Genomic DNA, 21297 nt, shown 5'->3' with positions numbered 1-21297 from the left:
TTTAAACACTGCTACTTTCCTAGCATGTATCTTTCTTTGAGACGGCACTCATGCCCCACCGAATGGGAAATACCTACCTGTAAAGACGTATAAACGATAAAAACCCTTTTCCTAAAGAGGAAAAGGGTTGAATGTTTACCTTTAGCCTCTTATCGTTCAAGACAAATGCCTTGCAGGTTAGCACCTTTTCACTCATGGCTACAAGTGTTGGTTGCTGGGCTTCTTCGGGCCTGTCCCTCCGCCTACTCAGGATAAGAGTATCCGTTCGACGCATATCATATCGCACATGTCGTATGCTGTCAACCTGTTCACACTAAAATGATTAGCAAAGAGAGGGGAATCTTTTTTTGATTGTCCTACGCCAGAATACGTTTGACCATCCTCTGAACTAGCATAGTCACTCTAATACTATAGTGTGTAAGCTATTTTTCGAATCTATGCTCCGTGTTCCCCTCACCTTAATAAAGAGGAAACTGAAAAAGGTAAAAATCGATCTTTTTCCGCTCCTCCTAATAAGGTGTATCATCTCGTCTACGCTCTGGATCCTCCTGACGTTGACGTTGCAATTCTTCACGCTGCTTGCGCTCTTGCTCTCGTTCCTGCTCTTGCCTTATGTCTTCTCTTAGTTGCATTCTCATCAGTTCATTTTCATTATCTCTCGGTTTCACTTGACTATACACACCACTTGCGGTCAGCCCGATTATCAAAGCCATTAAAACTTGCTCTCCCCATTCTCTTGGGATAAACCAAAGTATACCAGCTATACCAATTGCCAAAAGAGCCCGATACTGCTTTTCAACACCAAATGCATTTCCGATCACAGTTACAAGAGCTGCAACAACTGCGGAAACTGTCGCCAAATCAAGCATTGATACTTGGTCCAAACACAAACGCCTCCTTTCCTTCCTTTTAGCTACATCGTATGCATAGAAACTAAAAATAGGAACGTCATTCGTATTTACACTTATCATTCTTCCTTGCTTACATGACCCAACTTTTAAGAAGTGACTTGATGAAGCGCCCCCTCTGAAAGGGGCGATGAAAGAATAGGCTCACGCTTGTTTTTATAAAGATGTTTGATTCACTAGCACATTTGAAAAAATTTTATAATAGTATAGACTATTAAACTTAATGTGTTATACTAATAAACAAGTTTTATAAAAAATGGTAACTAATTTATGTAAAAGAAAGGATTTTGCGACAATGGAAACAATAAGCCTAAAATCAGAATTAGCCAATTTAGTGAATCAAGACAATGTTCACCTTAATCTACCAATCTCCTCACTAATCGAAAAATCTTTAATACGTGGTGAAGGGACATTGACTTCAACAGGTGCACTTAGTGTTGAAACTGGCGCGTACACAGGGCGTTCCCCTCTGGACAAATTCATTGTCAAAGAATCATGTGTTGTAGACAAGATTGACTGGGGAACTGTGAACCAACCAATTGAGAAAGAAGTCTTCACCTCTCTATACCATAAAGTAATCGAACATCTAGGTAACCGCAAGGAACTGTTTGTCTCTGATGGGTATGCAGGTGCAGACGATTTATACCGCTTACCTTTAAAAGTAATCAACGAATTCGCGTGGCACCAAGTGTTTGCTCGCCAACTATTTATTAGGCCAACAGAAATAAAATATAATAATGAAAAGAAGGCCTTCACGATTGTTTCAGCACCATCGTTTAAAGCAAATCCAGCCATTGATGGCACTCGTTCCGAAGCATTTGTTATTGTGTCATTTGAAGAACGTATTGTTTTAATAGGTGGTACAGAATATGCAGGCGAGATGAAAAAGTCGATTTTCTCCATTATGAACTACTTACTTCCAGAGCAAGACGTCCTGTCGATGCACTGTTCAGCAAATACGAGCAATGAAGGAGATGTAGCTTTATTTTTCGGATTATCTGGCACAGGAAAGACAACGCTTTCAGCAGATCCACATCGATCATTAATCGGTGATGATGAGCATGGCTGGTCAAGTACTGGTGTGTTTAATATCGAGGGTGGTTGTTACGCAAAATGCATTAACCTCACAGAGGAGAAAGAGCCTCAAATCTGGAATGCAATCCGTTTCGGTTCTGTTCTTGAAAATGTCATTCTAAATAAGCAGACAGGCCAACCAGATTATCATAATACTTGTTTAACAGAAAATACGAGAGCTGCTTATCCACTTGAGGCTATTCCAAACGCATTAGCACCAAGTGTAGCTGGACACCCCAACACGATCATCTTTCTTACAGCTGATGCATTTGGTGTTCTACCGCCTATTAGTAAGCTAACAAAAGAACAGGCAATGTACCACTTCTTGTCTGGATACACGAGTAAGTTAGCTGGAACCGAGCGTGGCGTGACATCGCCAGAAGCAACCTTCTCAACTTGTTTTGGTGCACCATTTTTACCGCTCCCAGCTGCTCGTTATGCAGAAATGTTAGGGGAAAAGATTGAAATGCATCATGTCGATGTATACCTTGTAAATACAGGCTGGTCTGGTGGTTCATTTGGAGTAGGCGAACGAATGAACTTAAAATATACGCGTGCAATGGTTCAAGCTGCTCTATCAGGAGAATTACGGACAGTAGAAACTGTTACAGATTCTATCTTTGGCTTACACATTCCTCTTCATTGTGCAGGTGTTCCTGATAACGTTCTGCAACCTCGTGATACATGGGATGATAAAGATGCATATGATGCAAAAGCACAACAACTTGCTACTAATTTCAAACAAAATTTCACCAAATTTACTTCTATTAGCGATCGCATAAAAAAAGCTGGTCCAAAGTAAATCCATATACACAAAAAAAGGTCTGGCCCAACTTATATAAGTTGGGCCAGACCTTCTTATCTTATATTGACCCTCCTTCAAGCTGAATATAGTTGTTTCGTCCTATTGATTACATCTTCATAGCCTTCTCCAATGAGCAGAGCCACTGCCTATTTTAAAGTATAACGACAAGTGGGGTTCTTCTCGTCCGACGTGCAGCTTGTGAGCCATTGTCCTTCTATCGGTAGGCTTTCACGCTTCTTTGAATTACATTTGATAAATTCTTATCTTTTAAAAAATCAACATTCTATCAACATGAGCTCAAAAGAATGATACTATAATAATGGTAGTTCCAGAGTATCGTATTGAATCTTACTTGATGGAGTGTTTTCTATGAATCGAATTGCGAACTGGTTATCCACAAATGACGATCGAGTATTTTTCGTCGTAAATCAACAGTGGAGATGCAAAACGTTAGACGTTTTCTTCCCAAAAATTACTCATCTTGGTGGGGCAGGCTTCTCACTATCATTGCTTTTTTTCATCATGCTCATATTTGCAAATGATGTACGTTACTGGGCAATTGACGCCTTTATATCTTTAAGCTTAAGTTTTGTTGCTGTTCAAATTATTAAGAAACTATCAGGCCGCAAACGCCCTTATCTTACTTTACCTAATGTCAATATATGCCGAAATCCATTAAAAGACTATTCATTTCCATCCGGTCACACGACTGCCGCTTTTTCCATTGCAGTTGTATTTGCGCTCCATTCTCCACTTCTAGCATTAAGCGTTATTCCTCTTGCGTCCCTTGTAGGCGTATCAAGAATGTATGTGGGCTTGCATTATCCAACAGACTGTTTTATTGGAGCCTTACTTGGAACGATCAGCGCTATTCTTGCGGTCTATTATATATATGTGTGAAAAGGGAGACTCAAAAGGTTTTTTCTACCTTTTGAGTCTCCCTTTAAGTAATGATGAAGCCATTTCTCCTTCTTAACGGAATCATTCATTAGGAGATGTACGAAAGAATGTGATGATAAAGTTCATTGGGACGCTCCTCGGTAACTAAATGACCCGTTTTTTCATACATAATGAGCTCGGCGTTTGGTAAGTCTTGAACCAACCTCTTTCCAATTTCAAGAGGAACAACTTTGTCCTCTTCGCCCCAAATTAACAAGGTAGGTACTTGTATTTTGCTTAACTGCTCACTAGTTAAATCACCTTCACGATACCTTAACAGCCTTAATAGCGATGTATAGAAGTCTTTTTCAGTTAATGGCCTTGAAAACTCTCGCATTAACTCCTCTGTAATATATGTCTTATTATAAAATACATTTTCTAAACTTTTCTTAACATCTTTCTTTCGAATATACTGCTCTACTAAAAATCGAAAAAATGGCAAGTATGAACAATAGATCAACGGTTTTTTAGCACTTTTTAAATAACCAGAACTACATAATAAAATCATTTTTTCGACTTTACTAGGAGCTAATTTTGCTGTATATAACGCAATTTGTCCCCCCATAGAATGACCCACAATCGTCACATTCTCTAGCTTAAAATACTGAATGCATTCAGCAATAAGCTTGGCGTAATTAGTAAACGAATAGATAAACGTTTTCGATTTTTCACTTCTTCCAAAGCCAGGTAGATCAACAGCAATAACAGAAAATTCTCTTGTTAATAAAGGCATCAGTCGGTTAAATGTATAGGTGGAAGAAACAAAGCCATGAATTAATAAAATCGGTGGTTTCCCATTTAATACATATTCACAATAAATCGTTACATCTCCGATGGAAATCGTTTCTTTTTGAATGTGAGAAATTGTCACCTTTATACAACTCCATTTTAGTTATGTAAAGGTAGTATTTGTTATTTACTGTCGTCCCATACTATGATGTACACGTTCTTTCATCCAAGCCGCAGCACTTGAAAGAATCTTACGTTGTTCTTTCATAGGAAAATGGTGCGAAAAAGTCGGATAATACCAAGATGAAACCGTCACACCTGAGGCTTTGCAGGCTTTTTCTAATCGGTATGCATGCTCAATTGAAACATGCTCATCTTGTTCTCCATGAATAAGTAAGACATGTGCTCTTATTTTTGAAACGGACAACAATGGCGTTCTCCACGCATATCTTTTTGGGTATTTGTTCGGAGTGCCACCAATCACTCGTTTCATCATTCTCCGTAATTTAATTCTTTCCTCATACGTTAGTACCATATCTGTTACGCCATTCCAACAAATGACTGAATTTGTTTCTGGTCGCTCAATTGCAGTTAAAAGCGCCATCACCCCACCTCTAGAAAACCCGAGTATATGAAGAGAGTCAGGATCCACTTGAGGAAGACTTTTCATTAAGTCAAACGCTGAAAAAGCATCTTCTCGGTCGTTTCCACAAAAATCTTCCTGCCCTTGTCCTCCTTTGTTTCCTCGGTAAAATGGTGCAATGACAACCATTCCTTCAGCAGCCCATTGAATAACTCTTTGTATTCGTACCATTCCAACGCTTTTTATTCCTCCTCTTAAATACAGCAGTCCAGGTAGTTGCTTTCCCCATTGCGGGATTGCCATATACCCTTTCACGAGATAACCACTACTCATATATGAAACAAGAAAAAGGTGAATACGCGGATGTGGTGAAGGTAATCGAATTTTTTCGATCATATTCATGTTTTTATCCTTTCTAGAGGATGTTCAAAAAGGGCGTTTTTATCTTTAAGCATCTCTTTTAAAAATGGGCAAACACACATTTTTCATCTCTGACATACACTATCATATCTACCCACAAACTCTAAGGAGATGAAAGTCATGAACGTTTTAAAAAAAACAACCCTATTGCTCTTATCCCTCGTTCTCATAGTTGCAATTAGCTCTTGTTCCTTTGGAGGAAGCAACAAGGACACGATTCGCGTATCGGAAGTCACACGCTCCATTTTTTACGCACCATTGTATGTAGCCATTTCACAAGGTTTTTTTGAAGAAGAAGGCATTGACCTTGACCTAACAACAACGTGGGGCGGCGACAATACAATGACATCCTTGCTGTCGGGCGGAGCCGATGTCGCTTTAGTAGGTGCAGAAACATCGATTTACGTTTACGCTCAACAAGCTACAGATCCTGCCATCAATTTTGCGCAATTAACAAAATCCGATGGTACCTTTCTCGTTTCTCGTGAAAAATTTGATTCATTTGACTGGGATGACTTGCGAGGAAGTACATTCCTTGGTCAACGAATAGGTGGGATGCCACAAATGGTCGGTGAACATGTTCTTAAGCTTAATGGAATTGATCCACACCAAGATTTGAACCTCATTCAAAACATTGACTTTGGAAATATCCCAAGTGCATTCGCCTCAGGTACAGGTGATTTTGTTCAATTATTTGAACCACAAGCTACCTTATTTGAAAACGAAGGTATCGGCCACATCGTAGCTTCCTTTGGTGCGGAGTCAGGCAACGTTCCATATACGGTCTTCATGACTAAACAAAGTTACATTAACGCAGAAGAAGAAAAGCTTGAAGCTTTTACTCGTGCACTCTATAAAGCACAAAAGTGGGTTGACGAACAACCAGTAGACGTTGTTGCCGAGGCCATTGTTGATTTTTTTGAAGATACAGATGTTGAACTTGTTGCACAAGTCATAGATCGCTATCGCACACAAGGGTCCTATGCAACCTCTCCACTCCTACAATCAGATGCATGGGATAATTTACAACTCATTATGGATGAAGCTGGTGAACTTCCGCAACAAGTTGAATACTTAGAATTAGTGAATACATCGATTGCTGAGAGTGTTACAAATTAGGAGGCTGATTTACATGTCAACCTTACAATTGCATGATGTATCGATGGCTTATTTAACGAAACGTGATGCTATGTTAGCACTTGAATCAATCTCATTGACTGTCGAGGATGGAGAATTCATCTCCATTCTCGGACCAAGTGGGTGCGGTAAAACAACGTTACTCTCCATTATTGCAGGTCTTCTATCACCAACATCTGGTCACGTAACGATCGGAAACAAAGAGTCTAAGCATGCGAAAGCAAATATCGGATATATGCTTCAGCAAGACTACTTATTCCCGTGGCGGAGCATTGAGGACAATATTACACTAGGGCAAAAAATCCGCGGAACCTTTTCTCAAACTACAAAAATCGAAGCATTAAAGTGGTTAGAGCAACTAGGTCTCGCTGACAAAAAGGATTTATATCCGAATCAGCTGTCTGGTGGGATGCGTCAGCGTGTTGCTTTAGTCCGAATGCTCGCTACTAATCCAACGCTTATGCTTCTTGACGAACCTTTTTCGGCCCTTGATTATCAAACAAAGTTGAAGCTAGAAGATCTCGTATTTCAAACGTTAAAATCAGAAAACAAAACAGCTATTCTCGTCACCCATGATATTGGTGAAGCGATAGCGATGTCAGACCGAGTCGTTTTATTATCTCCAAGACCAGGTCACATCCATCGTATCTTTGAACTACCTTCTGAGATTGCAACTAGTCTCCCCTTTGAGGCTAGACAGCATGTTCATTATAACGATCAATTTCAGATCATTTGGAAGGAGATGGAGAGCCTTGCAACAACAAGTTGAAACAGAACACCGGAAGTACTTGTCCTCTCTAAAACGTGAAAACAGACGTGTTCTTGCTGTTCAGCTTAGCATACTTGTCTCGTTTTTTTCCTTTTGGGAACTAGCTGCTAGAAAACACTGGGTCGATCCGCTACTCTTTAGTATGCCATCAAGAATATGGGATCTACTTATCACTCGAATCGGAGATGGTTCTATATTTACCCATGCTTCCGTAACGCTATTTGAAACATTACTGGGCTTTATGTTAGGAACAGGAATTGGTACCTTGCTGGCAGCTGTATTATGGTGGTCACGTTTTATTTCCAAAGTTCTTGACCCGTATTTAGTTGTTTTAAATTCTATGCCGAAAGTGGCACTCGGACCCATCTTAATTGTTGGTCTTGGTCCAGGATTTACATCAATCATTGCTATGGGAGCCCTTATATCGGTTGTCATTACAACAATGGTTGTCTTTACCGCTTTTCGGGAAGTCGATCATAACTACTTAAAAGTAATGAATACATTTGGAGCAACCAAACACCAAACGTTTAAATATGTTATTTTCCCAGCAACACTCCCAACCATCATCTCCACATTAAAAGTTAATGTAGGGTTAGCCTGGGTTGGAGTAATCGTCGGCGAATTTTTAGTCTCAAAAAAAGGACTCGGGTACCTAATCATTTACGGCTTCCAAGTATTCAACTTCACCCTCGTCCTCATGAGCCTGCTAATCATCGCCATACTAGCAACAGTTATGTATAAAATAGTTGAAATTCTAGAAAAACAAATGTTAAAAAGATTTTAGAAAAACTTGACCTCCGCCAGACCACCTAAAAAAGAAAACCTATCTCAGCCCCAATCATCCCTCGACCGAAGAACGAACTCAGGCGGAGGTCTTAGTTTTTCTTACCTCCCTACCTTTAACCTCTCTCACCCAGAATAACTGAATTTGAAACGTCCTTCCCGTTTCGAATTCAGCTTGTAGGGCGGACCCTATAACTCAATAAGTTGTTTCTTACTTATTTGTTCTAATGTGTAAGGAAGTACTTGATCTTTCATGATAAAACTGAATGCTGGATCCGTCTTAATTGAGCTTGGTAATTCTTCAAGAAGCACCGGACCATTTGTTTCATGATAAGAATCTTTTGCTACCAATTTCGATATTTCAGCAAAATAAATCGTTTTATACATTACATGGTCTTTACATGTGATTTCATACATCCCAATGTAGTGCAATGATTTAATTTCCGCTCCTGTTTCTTCCCACACTTCACGATTGGCCGCTTCAGGTAACGTTTCCCCACGTTCCACTTTCCCTCCAGGAAATTCAAGCCCTCTCGATTGATGGCTTGTTACAAGCCATTTGTCTTTATAACGACACACAACCCAAATATGTTCAATGTCTTTACCAAAACCAGTTTCATCAAACACTAATCTTACCCGACAACCGTTTTGATCAACAAATTGATACATGTCACTCGCCTCTCCCCTTATCTATACCCCCAGTATACCGATGAAAAATTTGAAGTGAAACCTTTTTATCCCCACGTTGGTTTCACTGATTCTGGTTTTATAGCAATTAAGACGATAACAAGAGCGATTAGACATAATATTGAATTTAAAAAAAACATAAAAAAATGAGATGTTTTCATTAACACCGCGAAAATCGGTGGTCCTGAAGCCACTCCAACAAAACGCATACTGCTATATAATGATGAAATCGTTCCTCTTTGTTTCATCTCAATCCCTTCTGTTACCAGTGCATCAAGACAAGGAAGGGCAATTCCTATCCCGACCCCACTAGCGAAAAGACAGGTGAGCAACAAATAAATATCTTTTGAGAACGATACAGTAAAAATGGCAATCGTTAATATCGCCAAACCAGCTACTGTATACCATTTCATTTTTTGCTTATCCTGACCGATTACTTTTCCTGTTGCAAAAGAAGCAGCACATAAAGCTGCTAATGGAATGGCTAAAATAATACCCTTTTTTATTCCTTCAATTTGAAATGTATCTTCAAGCATAGATGATAAGTAAAAAAGAACACCGAATATAACAAGCATTAGAATGCCTCCAATTGCAAAAACAGCATACAACCAACGACCTTCCCGCTTGAATATGACCTTTGTTATTTTGACGAAATCTTTAAACCCAACTGCCTCTCCACTCATTGGCGGAACCTTCACTAAAAAAAGCATCGCAATGATAGAAATAAAACAGAAAACTGGAATTGACAAAAGTGGCATATACCAAACGACAAGAGCTAATGCTGCACCAAGTATAGGACTTAAAACTTTCCCTAACGTATTCGCAGTTTCGATCATACCAAGTCCTTTGCTTACATCGTTCTGATCTTTGTACATGTCACCAACTAATGGTAAAACAATTGGCATTGCTCCTGCCGCTCCAACACCTTGTAAAAGTCGACCAATAATCAACATACCGTATGGATTTTCCATTTGCCAACCCGCAAACCCAGATATAAATCCCCCTAAACCGGCAATAATTAAGCTTGGAATAATGACTTTCTTTCTCCCTATGTGGTCGGAAATATATCCTGCAATCGGGATGCAAAGAATTGCCACAACAGAATAGACTGTGATGAGCATACTTACTTGAAAAGCACTAATTCCTAGTTCTTTCTCGATTTCAGGTAACACAGGAATAAGCATTGAATTTCCTAATGTCATGACAAGTGGAATGGATGAAATCGAGAAAATAGCCCATTTATCCTTTCCTTGCATATAAAGGCTCCCCCGTTCCTTAATCTCTTAAATATAAATACTTTGTTAGTATGAGGAACAGTTCACGTTCTATACGCAAAAAAAAAACACCTATCCACGTGAATAGATGTTAATTCTTTATTGTAGTTTATAGTGTCCACTTTCTTTAATTGAACGATAAATTGTTTTCAATGCACCTTGGGGATGAGCAGCTAAATTCTCCATCTTGTTTTTAAATTCTTGCAGTAACCGTTTCTCAGAAAAGCCTTGTCCCACTAAATCCTTTAATACATCTTCAATGATGACATCTTTCTTTAAAGCTAGCTTTGCCTCCAGTAATACACTTACAGATTCCGATAACTCCGTTAACGTCTGAACGCTCGTAATCATTGCTGCTGGATGATTGTCTTTACTTGTTATAATAACATCAACAAGAATATGACCATCTTGATCTTTCACCTTTTTAAAGTAATCATAATAATCGTGACTGATTACAGCCTCAATATACCATGTTTGTTGCTTGTTTTCCATGTTAATGATAAGACCATCTTCTATTGGAATCATTTTTTGATGAACATTTCCATCTTTACCTTCAAGCAAACTAATCGAGTAGAGCTTAAATGTTTTCATGCAATGCTCTCCCCCTTTCTCTTACATTTATTAAATCATACCAAGTCGTGTTTTCAAAATAAAGAGGCTTTCTTCAAACAGCTAAAAAAAGCAGCGAAAAGAAATGCCTCTTGAACCATATTCATGAACTTTTAATCCTTTGAAAGTACAATTCAAATTGTCTTTCTTGGATCCATTTAATGAGCTCCACCTCTTCACTAGTTAGGTCTCTCCTCAGCTTACATTTACATTCGTCTACAAGTACCTCATATAGATTTTCTACTAGCATAAAGTAAATGTCTCCTTTGTCGATTTTTCTCAACTGTTATGGTGTCACTCTGTCAATGTATGTGTTCAAGCTTATTAATATGAAAAAATAATGCCTATTTTTCTATAAAAAGCGAACTAACCCTATATCTTTTGCCATTAAAAAGAGTGTGGCCAATAGGTAGCTTGATCAAAAAGGGGAAAATCGGAGGCCACTGAAAAAGGTTGCTTTTTAACTTTTTCAGTGGCCTCGAAAATCGCCCCTTTTTGACTTTTTATGCAATGGCTTCTCTCGCTACGCTCAAGCTCTTACACATACATTTTTGTTTTTTTGTGTAGCAACATACTTTTCCGTCCATTGATTTCTTCTCGTAATAGTTGAATAAAGTCTTCCTCTAATTTTAATTCAATTGCACGCTCATATGCTTCTAATAAAACTGAATATTCCAACCTATCCATTTTATCCTTTCACCCTACTTTTTAAATATTTAAACAGTTAAAAGCCACGACCCTCGTAGGCTTCTTTTATACGATCAAGACCTTCTTGTAACGTTGCTCTTGGGCACGCTAAATTAATTCGTTCAAAACTTTTTCCCTCTTCACCAAAAATAGGGCCATGATTCAAAGCGACGCCAGCCTCTTCTACAAGCCATTTTTTTCGCTCAGATGGAGTGAATGGTAGTTTGGAACACTCTAACCATAAAAGGTACGTGCCTTCAGAGTCCATTACTCGTAACTTTGGCATATGTTCTGTTACATACTGACGTACAAATTCATAATTCTTTTCTACATAGTCCATTAATTCTTCTAACCAAGCTTCCCCATGTGTATAAGCTGCTTCCGTAGCAACTTCAGCAAATGAACTGACTGAATTTGCAAAAGAATTGGACAGGTGATTGGCTAGTTTCACACGTAATTGTTCATTTTCAACAACGACATACGATGTTTGTATTCCAGCTAGGTTGAACGTTTTACTCGGTGCCAAACAAGTAAAGGTACGACTAGCAGCATCTTCATTAATCGATGCAAAAGGAATATGTTTATGCCCTTTAAACAACAAGTCAGCATGAATCTCATCTGAGACGAGAAGTAAATCATGTTTTTCACAAATAGCAGCCAGTTGTTCTAGTTCCTCTCGCTTCCAAACTCGTCCAACAGGGTTATGAGGATGGCAAAGAACAATCATCTTTGTCTTCTCAGTGATCGCTGATTCAAGTTGTTCAAAATCCATATCATAATGATCACCATCAAATGCAAGTGGATTCTTAACTAGCTCTCGGTTATTCTTTTTTACTACATCATAAAACGGATAATATACTGGAGTTTGAATGATGACTTGGTCACCAGGTTCAGTAAATGCTTGAATAATAAAGCTGATCGTTGGAACAATTCCTGATGTATATATAAGCGAATTCGCTTGAATCTCCCATTTATACCTTCTCTTTAACCAGCTTTGAACTGCCTTGTCGACACTTTTAGAATGGGCAGTGTAACCGAATATCCCATGCTCGACTGTTGCATGTAGGCTATCCAACACCTCTTGTGGTGCTCGGAAATCCATATCTGCTACCCACATTGGCAATAGATCTTCATTACCGAAACGTTGTTTTGTCATATCCCATTTCATTGAATTAGTACCACGACGTTCAATTACCTCATCAAATCGTTTACTCACTACTTACACTTCCTTCCTAATAAAACACATTACCCCCATTAAATAATTTTTCTGCACTTAGGTCAATGTTTACTATTCAACGAATACTACTAGAATCCTTTTTCATTTTAATTTTTTAATGAACTTCTGGAAAATACATTCATCTACAAAGTCCAATTCCAAACAGACTTTCACCCTCTCTTATGATAAGATGAAAAAAGCAAAAAAGTACGAATTTTTTATAAGGATAGGTGTTTCGAATGAGTGTGTTAACAGTTAAAGACCTAAGTCATGGCTTTGGCGACCGTGCGATATTCCAAGATGTATCATTCCGTTTACTAAAGGGCGAGCACATTGGTTTAATCGGTGCTAATGGTGAAGGGAAATCGACATTTATGAATATAATCACTGGTAAATTAATGCCAGATGAAGGAAAAGTAGAATGGTCCAAGAAAGTTCGTGTTGGTTACTTAGATCAACATACTGTGTTAGAACGTGGAATGACAATGCGAGATGTATTAAAAAGCGCATTTCAATATATGTTTGACCTTGAAGCAGAAATGACAGCTATGTATGACAAAATGGGTGATGCTACTCCTGAAGAACTCGAAAAGATGCTTGAAGACGTTGGGATTATTCAAGATACGTTAACGAACAACGATTTTTATACTATCGACGCGAAAGTAGAAGAGGTCGCTAGAGGTCTAGGCTTAGATGATGTTGGCCTTGACCGTGATGTTACGGAGCTAAGCGGCGGTCAACGTACAAAAGTTCTACTAGCTAAGCTTTTACTTGAAAAGCCGGATATTCTTCTTCTGGACGAGCCGACAAACTATTTAGATGAGCAACACATCGAATGGTTAAAGCGCTACTTACAAGAATATGAAAATGCCTTTATATTAATTTCGCATGATATTCCGTTTTTAAATAGTGTAATTAATTTAATTTATCACATGGAAAACCAAGAACTTAATCGGTATGTTGGTGATTATGATCATTTTAAAGAAGTCCACGAAATGAAAAAGTCTCAGCTTGAAGCAGCTTATAAAAGACAGCAACAAGAAGTAGCACAATTAAAAGATTTTGTTGCTCGTAATAAAGCTCGTGTTTCAACACGTAACATGGCGATGTCTCGTCAAAAGAAGCTTGATAAAATGGATATGATTGAACTTGCGCATGAAAAACCAAAACCACAATTCAACTTCAAAGAAGCTCGAACGACAAGCAAGCTTATATTTGAAACAAAGAATCTGGTCATTGGATATGACGAACCACTTTCACGTCCTTTAAACTTAACTATGGAACGTGGTCAAAAGATAGCTCTTGTGGGGGCAAATGGAATTGGGAAAACGACATTACTGAAAAGTATTCTTGGTTTGACCTCTCCTGTAACAGGTTCTGTTGAGCGTGGCGATTATCAAGAGATTGGTTATTTTGAACAAGAAGCGAAAGATCCTGATAATACTTGTATTGAAGAAGTATGGCAAGAATTCCCGTCACTTACTCAAGCTGAAGTTCGTGCTGCACTTGCTAAATGTGGACTAACGACTAAGCATATTGAAAGCAAGGTTATTGTTCTAAGCGGTGGAGAAAAAGCAAAGGTTCGACTTTGTAAATTGATTAATCGCGAAACAAATGTACTTGTTTTAGATGAGCCAACAAACCATTTAGATGTCGACGCAAAAGGTGAATTAAAGCGCGCTTTAATATCTTATAAAGGTAGCATTCTATTAATTAGTCATGAACCCGAATTCTACCAAGACATTGTTACGGACGTTTGGAACTGCGAATCTTGGACTACAAAGATCATTTAAGGAGGTTGACTCAAAACCAAAGGGTCTAACCCCTTATTTCACCGGGGATTCTAGATGATGTCGTTGATTGTTTCCAAGAGCGAGGACGTGAGATGGAGCAAAAAACGCCACTAATTTACGATGAAGATGACCGAGCCTATTAAGCGACTCGGTCATCTTCATCGTCTTCTTCTTTAAAATAATAAATTCGTGGTAAATGCGTAAAGCGTAGGTACTCTTGCAATAATGACCCTCCAACAAATGCGATCATTTGCCAATCAACGCCCTTTAGCATAAGCACATCCCCCTTTATCCAACCATATGCGGATTAGAAGTTGTCCTATGCGTCTAACTGCTTCGTTTTGTCCGAACTGTAAGCTTATAATAATAGTCCCCCGCTTTAATCATACCTCGTTGATGATCGAGGATATCATCGAGACTATCTACAGCGTTATACGCTATCTCATTAAAAGGCATTTCAATGATTGACTGTGCGTCAGATAACCGACCACGTTTAAAATAACTTATGACTTCTTTTAAGTCATCGCGATCAACTATGCTCACTTGTGTAGCCGCTGCTAGTTTTCGGCATGGATCGGATACTTGATTAGTAGAGGTAATGATTACTGCTTTATCTGCTTGATAGTATGCTTTTGCTGCGTATATTTCTTGCACAGCATCTAAACCAAGCTTTTCTGTTAATCGCTTCGCCTGCACAACGGTTTGTATGTCTGAACAATCGTGGAAAATCAAATCAGCACCAAAGTCCCTACTTTTCTTCGTTAAAAAGGTTTCCTCGTACCCAAGAGCAACAAACAACACATATAAATAATCTTCAAATTCATGCCCAGACATTTGATCGATATCTGCCATCGTAATTTTCCCAACATCAAAACGTTTCTTCTTACGAATATGTAAAACAACCGCTACTACGATGATGATCGTCAACAAACACAATAAAATAATCGCTGTTGAACTTCCCCATGTAGAAAGTATCTCGCTCACACAGACAACTCCTTTCCTTTCTACTTATCATACGAGCGATAAGAAAAAAACGCAAACATCCGTTTGTAAACGGGGTCATGCCCCGTTTACTACTTCAACGTACCACAGCTTGGTCTACTCCCGCTACTCCTTGCTCCTGATATATTGCCTTCTTTCAATGGTCATAAAATGAGAGTAATTAAGTAAATAGCAATCAAAGAATGGCTTCGAACTTCATGAATGGGAAAAATCCAACCACATTTATTGAAAAATTACATATAAATACCAACAATGGGTAAACTACATATTAATCCGTATAAGGGAGGCGTAAAACGCATGTCTATATCAACACCTAAACGTAAAAAGCGTTATCGATTCTTACCAACGATTCTCTTTGTCATTACCTACTTTCTTGTTCAATTATATAACTATAATCTAACACTATTTGGCTTTGTCCTTGCGTTTATTCTATCAGCGATCGGTGTTACGTATTTAATAAAAACATCCAAGTTTGTTTCCAAGCATCTCTCAACAAGTTTACTAAATATAGATGAAATATCAGATCCTGAATTTAACCAGTTACTCGTACCGATCTTTCAACGTCAAGGCTATTCAGTAAACAAAACCAAACAAAATCGTAAATCAACAGCGAACCTCATTCTTCGCAAAAAAGGATTAAAAGCGATCGTTCATACTAAACGCCAGAGCAATAATGTCGGATCTAGTTTCATCCAAGAAGCGATTGCCTGCAAAGAGATGTACCAAGCGAAACGATCAATCATTGTGACAAATCGTCATTTTACTAAAGCCGCGAAACAAGTAGCACGAGCAAACAAAGTCACGCTTATTGATCGCGACTCACTCGATGCCATGCTTGATGCTTTTTTACGACAAAAAAGAAGTCACCGCTTTATTCAACGTGTACGAACTTTGTTTATGAATGAAGAAATAAAAAGTGACTCGTAATAAATGTGTTTCCACTTTCATTTTATCTATCAAAAGAATCGATTGATGCTCGTCTTACATAGATGATAAACGTCTTCCTTACAATCAGTATTGCTTGTCAACTAAATTAAGCCAAGATTAAGCAATAGTTGGCTTTATTTGTACATATATTTTCAAAATATCCTTTCGAAATAAAAGGTGCTGATTACGTAATCAGCACCTTTACGATGTCGTTTGAATTTTTGGGCCATCTCCTTCAAAATAAAAAACCTCAATATCATCTATTTTAAGACGAACCATTTCATTTTCAAGCTTCTTTGATTGAGATGAACTAACCTCTATAAAAACAAAATCTTCTTTCACACTCCATACATTCCCTACGATCATAAACGGAAATAACGCTGATAATAGAAAAATCCGTTTTCCAATAGCTTCTCGTAACGCATTATATAACGCTCTTTGACGAATGACTGCAATTGGTACGTTCGGCTCTCGTTTCATTCACTTCTTCCTTTCTTTTAGCCGATACGGGGCAAAGTTAGAAATTCGTTCAATCGGAAAATGAAGCGGGGTTGTAAAATAATACTCTGTTTTATCCGGTAATTCGACTTTAACTGGATCTAACGTAATATATCCATTTGTGACATAAACAACCTTTCCATAGAAAATTGGACGAAACTGCTGTCCTAAAAAGGTTAGTTGATTGGCTCTTGTTGTAACCATTATTTCTGTCCCTGTTACTTGTTGAAACAATTTGTTTCCTGGATCGATTGCTGCATCATGATTTGTACTTATCTCTCCAATGCCACTCGATATTTTAGACCAATATACTTCCTGCATATGACAATGTTTCAGGTCTTTCCGATATACAACTTGAATGTCATTCTTACTATTTGACACTTCTTTCTACACCCCTATTCCAAAGAAACCATGTTTGTAACAGTGTATGGGAAAGTTGCCTAAATGGTTATCAAATTACTGCTTTCTCGCAGAACAATTTATTAACAAATTTAGCCCTAATCCTGATCATCAAATCAACATTAGGGCTAGGTATCTATATCATTATATTAATTGACTGTATCGTTGATATCTAACATGTATTGTTTCGTCACATTGACATCTGAGTGTCCAGAAAGTTGAGCTACAATTGAGAGATCAACACCTTTTTGGACTAGATCAAAGCAAAACGTATGACGAAGCTTGTGAGGATAAACACCATATTCCTCTTTCAACATGTGCTGAACTGTGCGAGCTGCGATCCGTTTTTGATAATTAGATAAAAATAATGCATCACAGTCATCTTGCCTACTTGTAAGATACTCATGTAGCTTGTGAACAAGCTCTTTCGTAAGAGGGATGATTCTTTCATTGCCTTGTGTTTCGTTTCTCACTTTTATTTGACCCGTCTGGCTTTTATAGTTTAATTGAATGTCTTCTTTATTTAACATACAAAGTTCAGAGACTCGAACACCTGTATACAAAAGCGTGTAAACAATAGCGACATTTCGCTTACTTGAATCAGCTTTCGCACGTTTCAGGAGTGCGTGCAATTCTTCTTCTCTTAACACCTCTGGGGCAACATAATCAATTTTCTTTTGTGAACGGTTAACATTATCAGTCATTTCTGGTAAGTCGATTGATTTAACGAAGGTGTTAATGGTATTAAAAATTTTATTAATAGTTGACACACTACGGTTTTCTGATTCTAAATAGTCAATATACGATTGAATATCTTGTTTAGTAAGGTTTTGAATTGCTTTCTGATTACCATCTAGCCAATTCGCGTAGGATTCAATTACACCACAATACGTCTTAATAGTATTCTCAGATCTTCCTTTATGAGAGAGATAGACAGCAAAAGAATCAAGAATGTCTTTTGTGGTTCCAGCGCATTTTTTATCCAAAATGAATTCCCCCCTAACTAACATAACTATAATAAGCTCTTGAAAAAAAGTCAAGTTCCGCGCAACAAATTCAAAAATTGTCATTTGGTACTTTATAGATACATGCGTGAGTTTTCTCGCTGTGATATAGTTAACTAGGAATGAAGATTAAGGAGGAACATACGATGGCGACTAAATTAACTGCTTATGTTGGAACTTATACCAACGGAGAGAGCAAAGGAATTTATCATTTTACAATGGATGCTTCTACTGGGGAAGTTGATGGAGTAGAAGTATCTGCTGAGCTAGAAAACCCTACTTACTTAACAATTAGTAAGGACAATAACTATCTATATTCTGTTATCAAGCTTGAAACTCAAGGTGGTGTTGGTGCTTACTCTATTCAAGCTAACGGGCAACTTGAATTAATAAATTATGAAGTTTTGGACGGTAGCCCACCTTGCCATGTTAGTTTAGATGAAACCAATCACTATCTTTTCTCAGCAAACTATCATAAAGGTACTGCGATTGCTTACAAGTTAGCTGATAATGGAGCACTCACTTCTCATACTTCTACTGTTACACATGAAGGTAGTGGTCCTCATGACAGACAAGAAAAACCACATGCACATTTTTCCGGTCTTACACCAGACCAAAAGTATTTATGTGTCGTTGATCTCGGGACAGATCAAATGGGAATATATCATGTTAACAATGGTACAATTCTGCCGTACAGTAAGTATACATTTAAACCAGGGACAGGCCCAAGGCACATTCAATTTCACCCAAATCAGAAACTTGCTTATGTAAACGGAGAACTTAGTTCAGAAGTGATCGCGCTACGTTATGACTCAGAAGCTGGAACTTTTAACGACATTCAATACATATCCTCCCTTCCAGCCGATTACAGTGAGGAAAGCATTGGTGGTGCGATAAAAATCTCAGCTGATGGAAAATACTTGTATGCGTCTAACCGAGGGCACGATAGTATTGCTGTATTTAGTATTGATTCAGATTCAGGAAAACTAACTCTTGTTGATCATACTTCTACAGAAGGGGCATTTCCACGAGATTTCACGATTGACCCTTCAGGTAAATTTCTTCTAGTAGCAAACCAAAATACAAGCAACATTATTCAATACGCAATTGATCAAGAAACAGGAAAGCTCACAAAAACCGGTGTTTCGATTTCTGTTCCAAATCCCGTATGTGTTGTATTTTCTTCATAAGAAAAACGACGCAGCAGGCTTTTGATGCAATAATGAGTGGAGCCGTTGCTATGACTTTAAGCCTTTTCGGTGTACTTTTCTCCTAAAAGGCTTGCAACGTGAGGGGGACATTTCCATCCTTGAATGGGCTTTTATACTTCTTTTAATTCACTCAAATTTTTTAAATTTTTTTAAATAAAAAGGGCTGACTACAAATTTAACTAGTCAGCCCTTTCTACTTTGGATCGATTGATACACTCACCTTTACTAATAAGAGTGAGTGTATAAATTTTTTAAAACTAACGTAACAGCTCCAATTACAGTACCTTGATCACCTAATTTTGATAAAACAATTTCTGTTTCTCTAGCTTCTGGTGTTAACGCTCGACTTCTAACTACGTCCTTAAGAGGATTTAAAATGAATTCTTTCGCTTTTGCTACGCCTCCCCCAACAATAATCCGGTCAGGGTTCATAAAATTAATCATATTCGTTAAGCCTATCCCTAGCAACCTCCCTGTTTCAGCAAGCATTTCAATTGCTAAAGGATCTCCTTCTATCGCACATTGATGGATCAACTCTCCTGTTATCTTTCCACCACTCACATTGACCTTATCCTGGATTATCGATTGTCTCCCTAAAGATAACTCTTTGATTACACGTTGCTTTAGAATTCCTCCTCCAGCTACAGTTTGTAAGCAACCATAACTCCCACAAGAACACTTTGAACCGTTTAGATCGACGATTGTATGCCCGATTTCACCTGCAATTCCATCTCTTCCATGAAATAGCTCATTTTGTAAAATGATACCCGCCCCAATTCCAACACCTAGGTTGACACAAATGATGTTCTCAAATCCGATGCCATTGCCAAACCATGATTCTCCAAGTGTGAGAGCTCTAGCGTCATTTTCAACAAAAGTAGGGATAGAAAATTGTGTCTGCATTGCATCTTTAATCGGTATATTTCTTAGTTTGAAATTCGGCGCAAAGACCCCCATCCCTTTGCTATGATTGACGATTCCATGCATTCCAATTCCAATGCCTAGTATTTTCTTTTTCGGAATTCCGGAGTCTTTTATTAGGTTGTCAATCATAGTAATCAGAAATTGAAGTAGGCTTTCTACCGTTAATTGCTCAGGAAGCGATTGCATTTGTTGAAGTTCAATCTCCGCATTTAAATCTGTCAAAACAGCTGTAGCACGGTGCCCTCCTACATCTAGACCGATCACATAAGAGCTTTTCCAGTCAATTGTTAGCAGAATGGGTTTTCTGCCTCCTTTTGAAATGCCAATCTCACTTTCTCTTACTAATTTAGAATCCAATAGTTCCGTTACAAGATTGGTAACCGTTGGTGGCGTTAATTTTGTTCTTTTTGCTATTTCAGCTCTGGATATCGGTCCGTTCAAACGAATTATGTTTAATATCAACGAACGATTTAATGATTTCATTAGTTGAAAGCTACCTGTTACAGACATCCATTTCTCTCCTTCTTCAGACTTTTCTTTAAATTTTACATGAATCAAATCTTTCGTACAAACATTCTATTTCGTATCGGGTATCTTTCTCGAGTTTTTGCACATTTATTTGCCAAATAGTTGCTGTTTCTTGCCTTAGTCGGGTAAGCTTTTATGTTTGTTTCAAATGGTATGAGGATGACATGTAATGTAGTATTTCAAGAAGTACACTCCGATATAACCATCGGCTCATTCGAGGAAGATGCTGCTTCAGTGAACCAGAGCTTTTCAGTGCCTTGCGAATTAAGTTTATGCGCATAAAAAAAAACAATCCAATCGGATTGTCTTTTAACGCCTGGCAACGTCCTACTCTTGCAGGGGGAAGCCCCCAACTACCATCGGCGCAAAAGAGCTTAACGACCGTGTTCGG

22 protein-coding genes, 1 rRNA gene and 1 riboswitch are annotated in these 21297 nt (G+C 38.2%); of the genes, 8 read left to right on the top strand and 15 right to left on the bottom strand.

Going from position 1 to position 21297, the window contains the following annotated elements; translation table 11 throughout:
• Positions 1-146 precede the first annotated feature (146 nt).
• A riboswitch (SAM riboswitch) is annotated at positions 147-258 on the bottom strand.
• 251 nt (positions 259-509) lie between these two features.
• Positions 510-884, bottom strand: a complete 375-nt coding sequence (locus SAZ04_RS18780; protein WP_332698086.1) for a hypothetical protein — start codon at positions 882-884, stop codon at positions 510-512.
• 319 nt (positions 885-1203) lie between these two features.
• Between SAZ04_RS18780 and pckA the strand changes: the two genes are divergently transcribed.
• Complete coding sequence (gene pckA / locus SAZ04_RS18775) at positions 1204-2784, top strand: phosphoenolpyruvate carboxykinase (ATP) (protein ID WP_332698084.1); 1581 nt, start codon at positions 1204-1206, stop codon at positions 2782-2784.
• Between the two features lie 372 nt (positions 2785-3156).
• Complete coding sequence (locus tag SAZ04_RS18770) at positions 3157-3687, top strand: phosphatase PAP2 family protein (protein ID WP_332698082.1); 531 nt, start codon at positions 3157-3159, stop codon at positions 3685-3687.
• An 88-nt stretch (positions 3688-3775) separates the two neighbouring features.
• On the opposite strand, the gene SAZ04_RS18765 is transcribed toward SAZ04_RS18770, so the two are convergent.
• Both SAZ04_RS18765 and SAZ04_RS18760 read right to left on the bottom strand, forming a co-directional pair.
• Entirely contained in the window at positions 3776-4597 is an 822-nt protein-coding gene (locus SAZ04_RS18765; protein WP_332698080.1) for an alpha/beta fold hydrolase, read from the bottom strand.
• Positions 4598-4642: 45 nt separating this feature from the next.
• A complete protein-coding gene (locus SAZ04_RS18760) occupies positions 4643-5440 on the bottom strand; it encodes an alpha/beta hydrolase family protein (protein WP_332698079.1) in 798 nt (265 codons plus the stop codon).
• Between the two features lie 138 nt (positions 5441-5578).
• Between SAZ04_RS18760 and SAZ04_RS18755 the strand changes: the two genes are divergently transcribed.
• The 3 genes from SAZ04_RS18755 to SAZ04_RS18745 are packed head-to-tail and all read left to right on the top strand — an operon-like array spanning position 5579 to position 8148.
• Complete coding sequence (locus SAZ04_RS18755) at positions 5579-6577, top strand: ABC transporter substrate-binding protein (protein ID WP_332698076.1); 999 nt, start codon at positions 5579-5581, stop codon at positions 6575-6577.
• 13 nt (positions 6578-6590) lie between these two features.
• Positions 6591-7364, top strand: a complete 774-nt coding sequence (locus tag SAZ04_RS18750; protein WP_332698074.1) for an ABC transporter ATP-binding protein — start codon at positions 6591-6593, stop codon at positions 7362-7364.
• Positions 7348-8148: an ABC transporter permease gene (locus tag SAZ04_RS18745; protein WP_332698072.1), complete on the top strand. Its 801-nt coding sequence runs from the start codon at positions 7348-7350 to the stop codon at positions 8146-8148. Before SAZ04_RS18750 ends, SAZ04_RS18745 begins: the two co-directional genes overlap by 17 nt.
• A 188-nt stretch (positions 8149-8336) precedes the next feature.
• Here SAZ04_RS18745 and ytkD read toward each other — a convergent pair whose 3' ends face one another.
• The 5 genes from ytkD to SAZ04_RS18720 form a co-directional block, all read right to left on the bottom strand.
• Complete coding sequence (gene ytkD / locus SAZ04_RS18740; protein WP_332698070.1) at positions 8337-8816, bottom strand: RNA deprotection pyrophosphohydrolase; 480 nt, start codon at positions 8814-8816, stop codon at positions 8337-8339.
• Between the two features lie 65 nt (positions 8817-8881).
• Positions 8882-10090, bottom strand: a complete 1209-nt coding sequence (bcbE, locus tag SAZ04_RS18735) for a bacillibactin exporter BcbE (protein ID WP_332698068.1) — start codon at positions 10088-10090, stop codon at positions 8882-8884.
• Positions 10091-10207: 117 nt separating this feature from the next.
• The gene (locus tag SAZ04_RS18730) at positions 10208-10699 is read right to left on the bottom strand and encodes a YwpF family protein (protein WP_332698066.1); all 492 of its coding nucleotides are present in this window, start codon (positions 10697-10699) and stop codon (positions 10208-10210) included.
• Between the two features lie 555 nt (positions 10700-11254).
• The gene (gene sda, locus SAZ04_RS18725; RefSeq protein ID WP_332698064.1) at positions 11255-11404 is read right to left on the bottom strand and encodes a sporulation histidine kinase inhibitor Sda; all 150 of its coding nucleotides are present in this window, start codon (positions 11402-11404) and stop codon (positions 11255-11257) included.
• A gap of 37 nt (positions 11405-11441) precedes the next feature.
• Positions 11442-12620: a MalY/PatB family protein gene (locus SAZ04_RS18720; protein ID WP_332698062.1), complete on the bottom strand. Its 1179-nt coding sequence runs from the start codon at positions 12618-12620 to the stop codon at positions 11442-11444.
• Positions 12621-12859: 239 nt separating this feature from the next.
• Here SAZ04_RS18720 and SAZ04_RS18715 point away from each other — a divergent pair, with 239 nt between their 5' ends.
• The gene (locus SAZ04_RS18715) at positions 12860-14413 is read left to right on the top strand and encodes an ABC-F family ATP-binding cassette domain-containing protein (protein ID WP_332698060.1); all 1554 of its coding nucleotides are present in this window, start codon (positions 12860-12862) and stop codon (positions 14411-14413) included.
• 139 nt (positions 14414-14552) lie between these two features.
• Here SAZ04_RS18715 and SAZ04_RS18710 read toward each other — a convergent pair whose 3' ends face one another.
• Together SAZ04_RS18710 and SAZ04_RS18705 are read right to left on the bottom strand one after the other, a co-directional pair.
• The gene (locus tag SAZ04_RS18710) at positions 14553-14687 is read right to left on the bottom strand and encodes a hypothetical protein (protein WP_332698058.1); all 135 of its coding nucleotides are present in this window, start codon (positions 14685-14687) and stop codon (positions 14553-14555) included.
• Positions 14688-14740: 53 nt separating this feature from the next.
• Entirely contained in the window at positions 14741-15397 is a 657-nt protein-coding gene (locus SAZ04_RS18705) for a restriction endonuclease (protein ID WP_332698056.1), read from the bottom strand.
• Positions 15398-15712: 315 nt separating this feature from the next.
• On the opposite strand from SAZ04_RS18705, the gene SAZ04_RS18700 reads away from it, so the two are divergent.
• Positions 15713-16342, top strand: a complete 630-nt coding sequence (locus tag SAZ04_RS18700) for a restriction endonuclease (RefSeq protein ID WP_332698054.1) — start codon at positions 15713-15715, stop codon at positions 16340-16342.
• A gap of 201 nt (positions 16343-16543) precedes the next feature.
• On the opposite strand, the gene SAZ04_RS18695 is transcribed toward SAZ04_RS18700, so the two are convergent.
• From SAZ04_RS18695 to SAZ04_RS18685, 3 genes are all read right to left on the bottom strand, one after another.
• Positions 16544-16822, bottom strand: coding sequence for a hypothetical protein (locus SAZ04_RS18695; protein WP_332698052.1), 279 nt, complete (start codon positions 16820-16822; stop codon positions 16544-16546).
• Positions 16823-17221 (bottom strand): hypothetical protein, encoded by a 399-nt coding sequence (locus SAZ04_RS18690; protein ID WP_332698050.1) that lies wholly within the window; start codon positions 17219-17221, stop codon positions 16823-16825.
• Positions 17222-17388: 167 nt separating this feature from the next.
• Positions 17389-18225 (bottom strand): tyrosine-type recombinase/integrase, encoded by an 837-nt coding sequence (locus SAZ04_RS18685; RefSeq protein WP_332698048.1) that lies wholly within the window; start codon positions 18223-18225, stop codon positions 17389-17391.
• 164 nt (positions 18226-18389) lie between these two features.
• Between SAZ04_RS18685 and SAZ04_RS18680 the strand changes: the two genes are divergently transcribed.
• Complete coding sequence (locus SAZ04_RS18680) at positions 18390-19433, top strand: lactonase family protein (protein WP_332698046.1); 1044 nt, start codon at positions 18390-18392, stop codon at positions 19431-19433.
• A gap of 246 nt (positions 19434-19679) precedes the next feature.
• Here SAZ04_RS18680 and SAZ04_RS18675 read toward each other — a convergent pair whose 3' ends face one another.
• Both SAZ04_RS18675 and rrf read right to left on the bottom strand, forming a co-directional pair.
• Positions 19680-20888, bottom strand: a complete 1209-nt coding sequence (locus SAZ04_RS18675) for an ROK family transcriptional regulator (protein WP_332698044.1) — start codon at positions 20886-20888, stop codon at positions 19680-19682.
• 332 nt (positions 20889-21220) lie between these two features.
• Positions 21221-21297 (bottom strand): 5S ribosomal RNA (gene rrf / locus SAZ04_RS23570); the annotation flags it as partial.

The organism is Halalkalibacter lacteus, assembly GCF_036663595.1.
Lineage (GTDB): Bacteria > Bacillota > Bacilli > Bacillales > Bacillaceae_D > Halalkalibacter > Halalkalibacter lacteus.
This window is presented reverse-complemented; position numbering and strand designations above follow the sequence as displayed.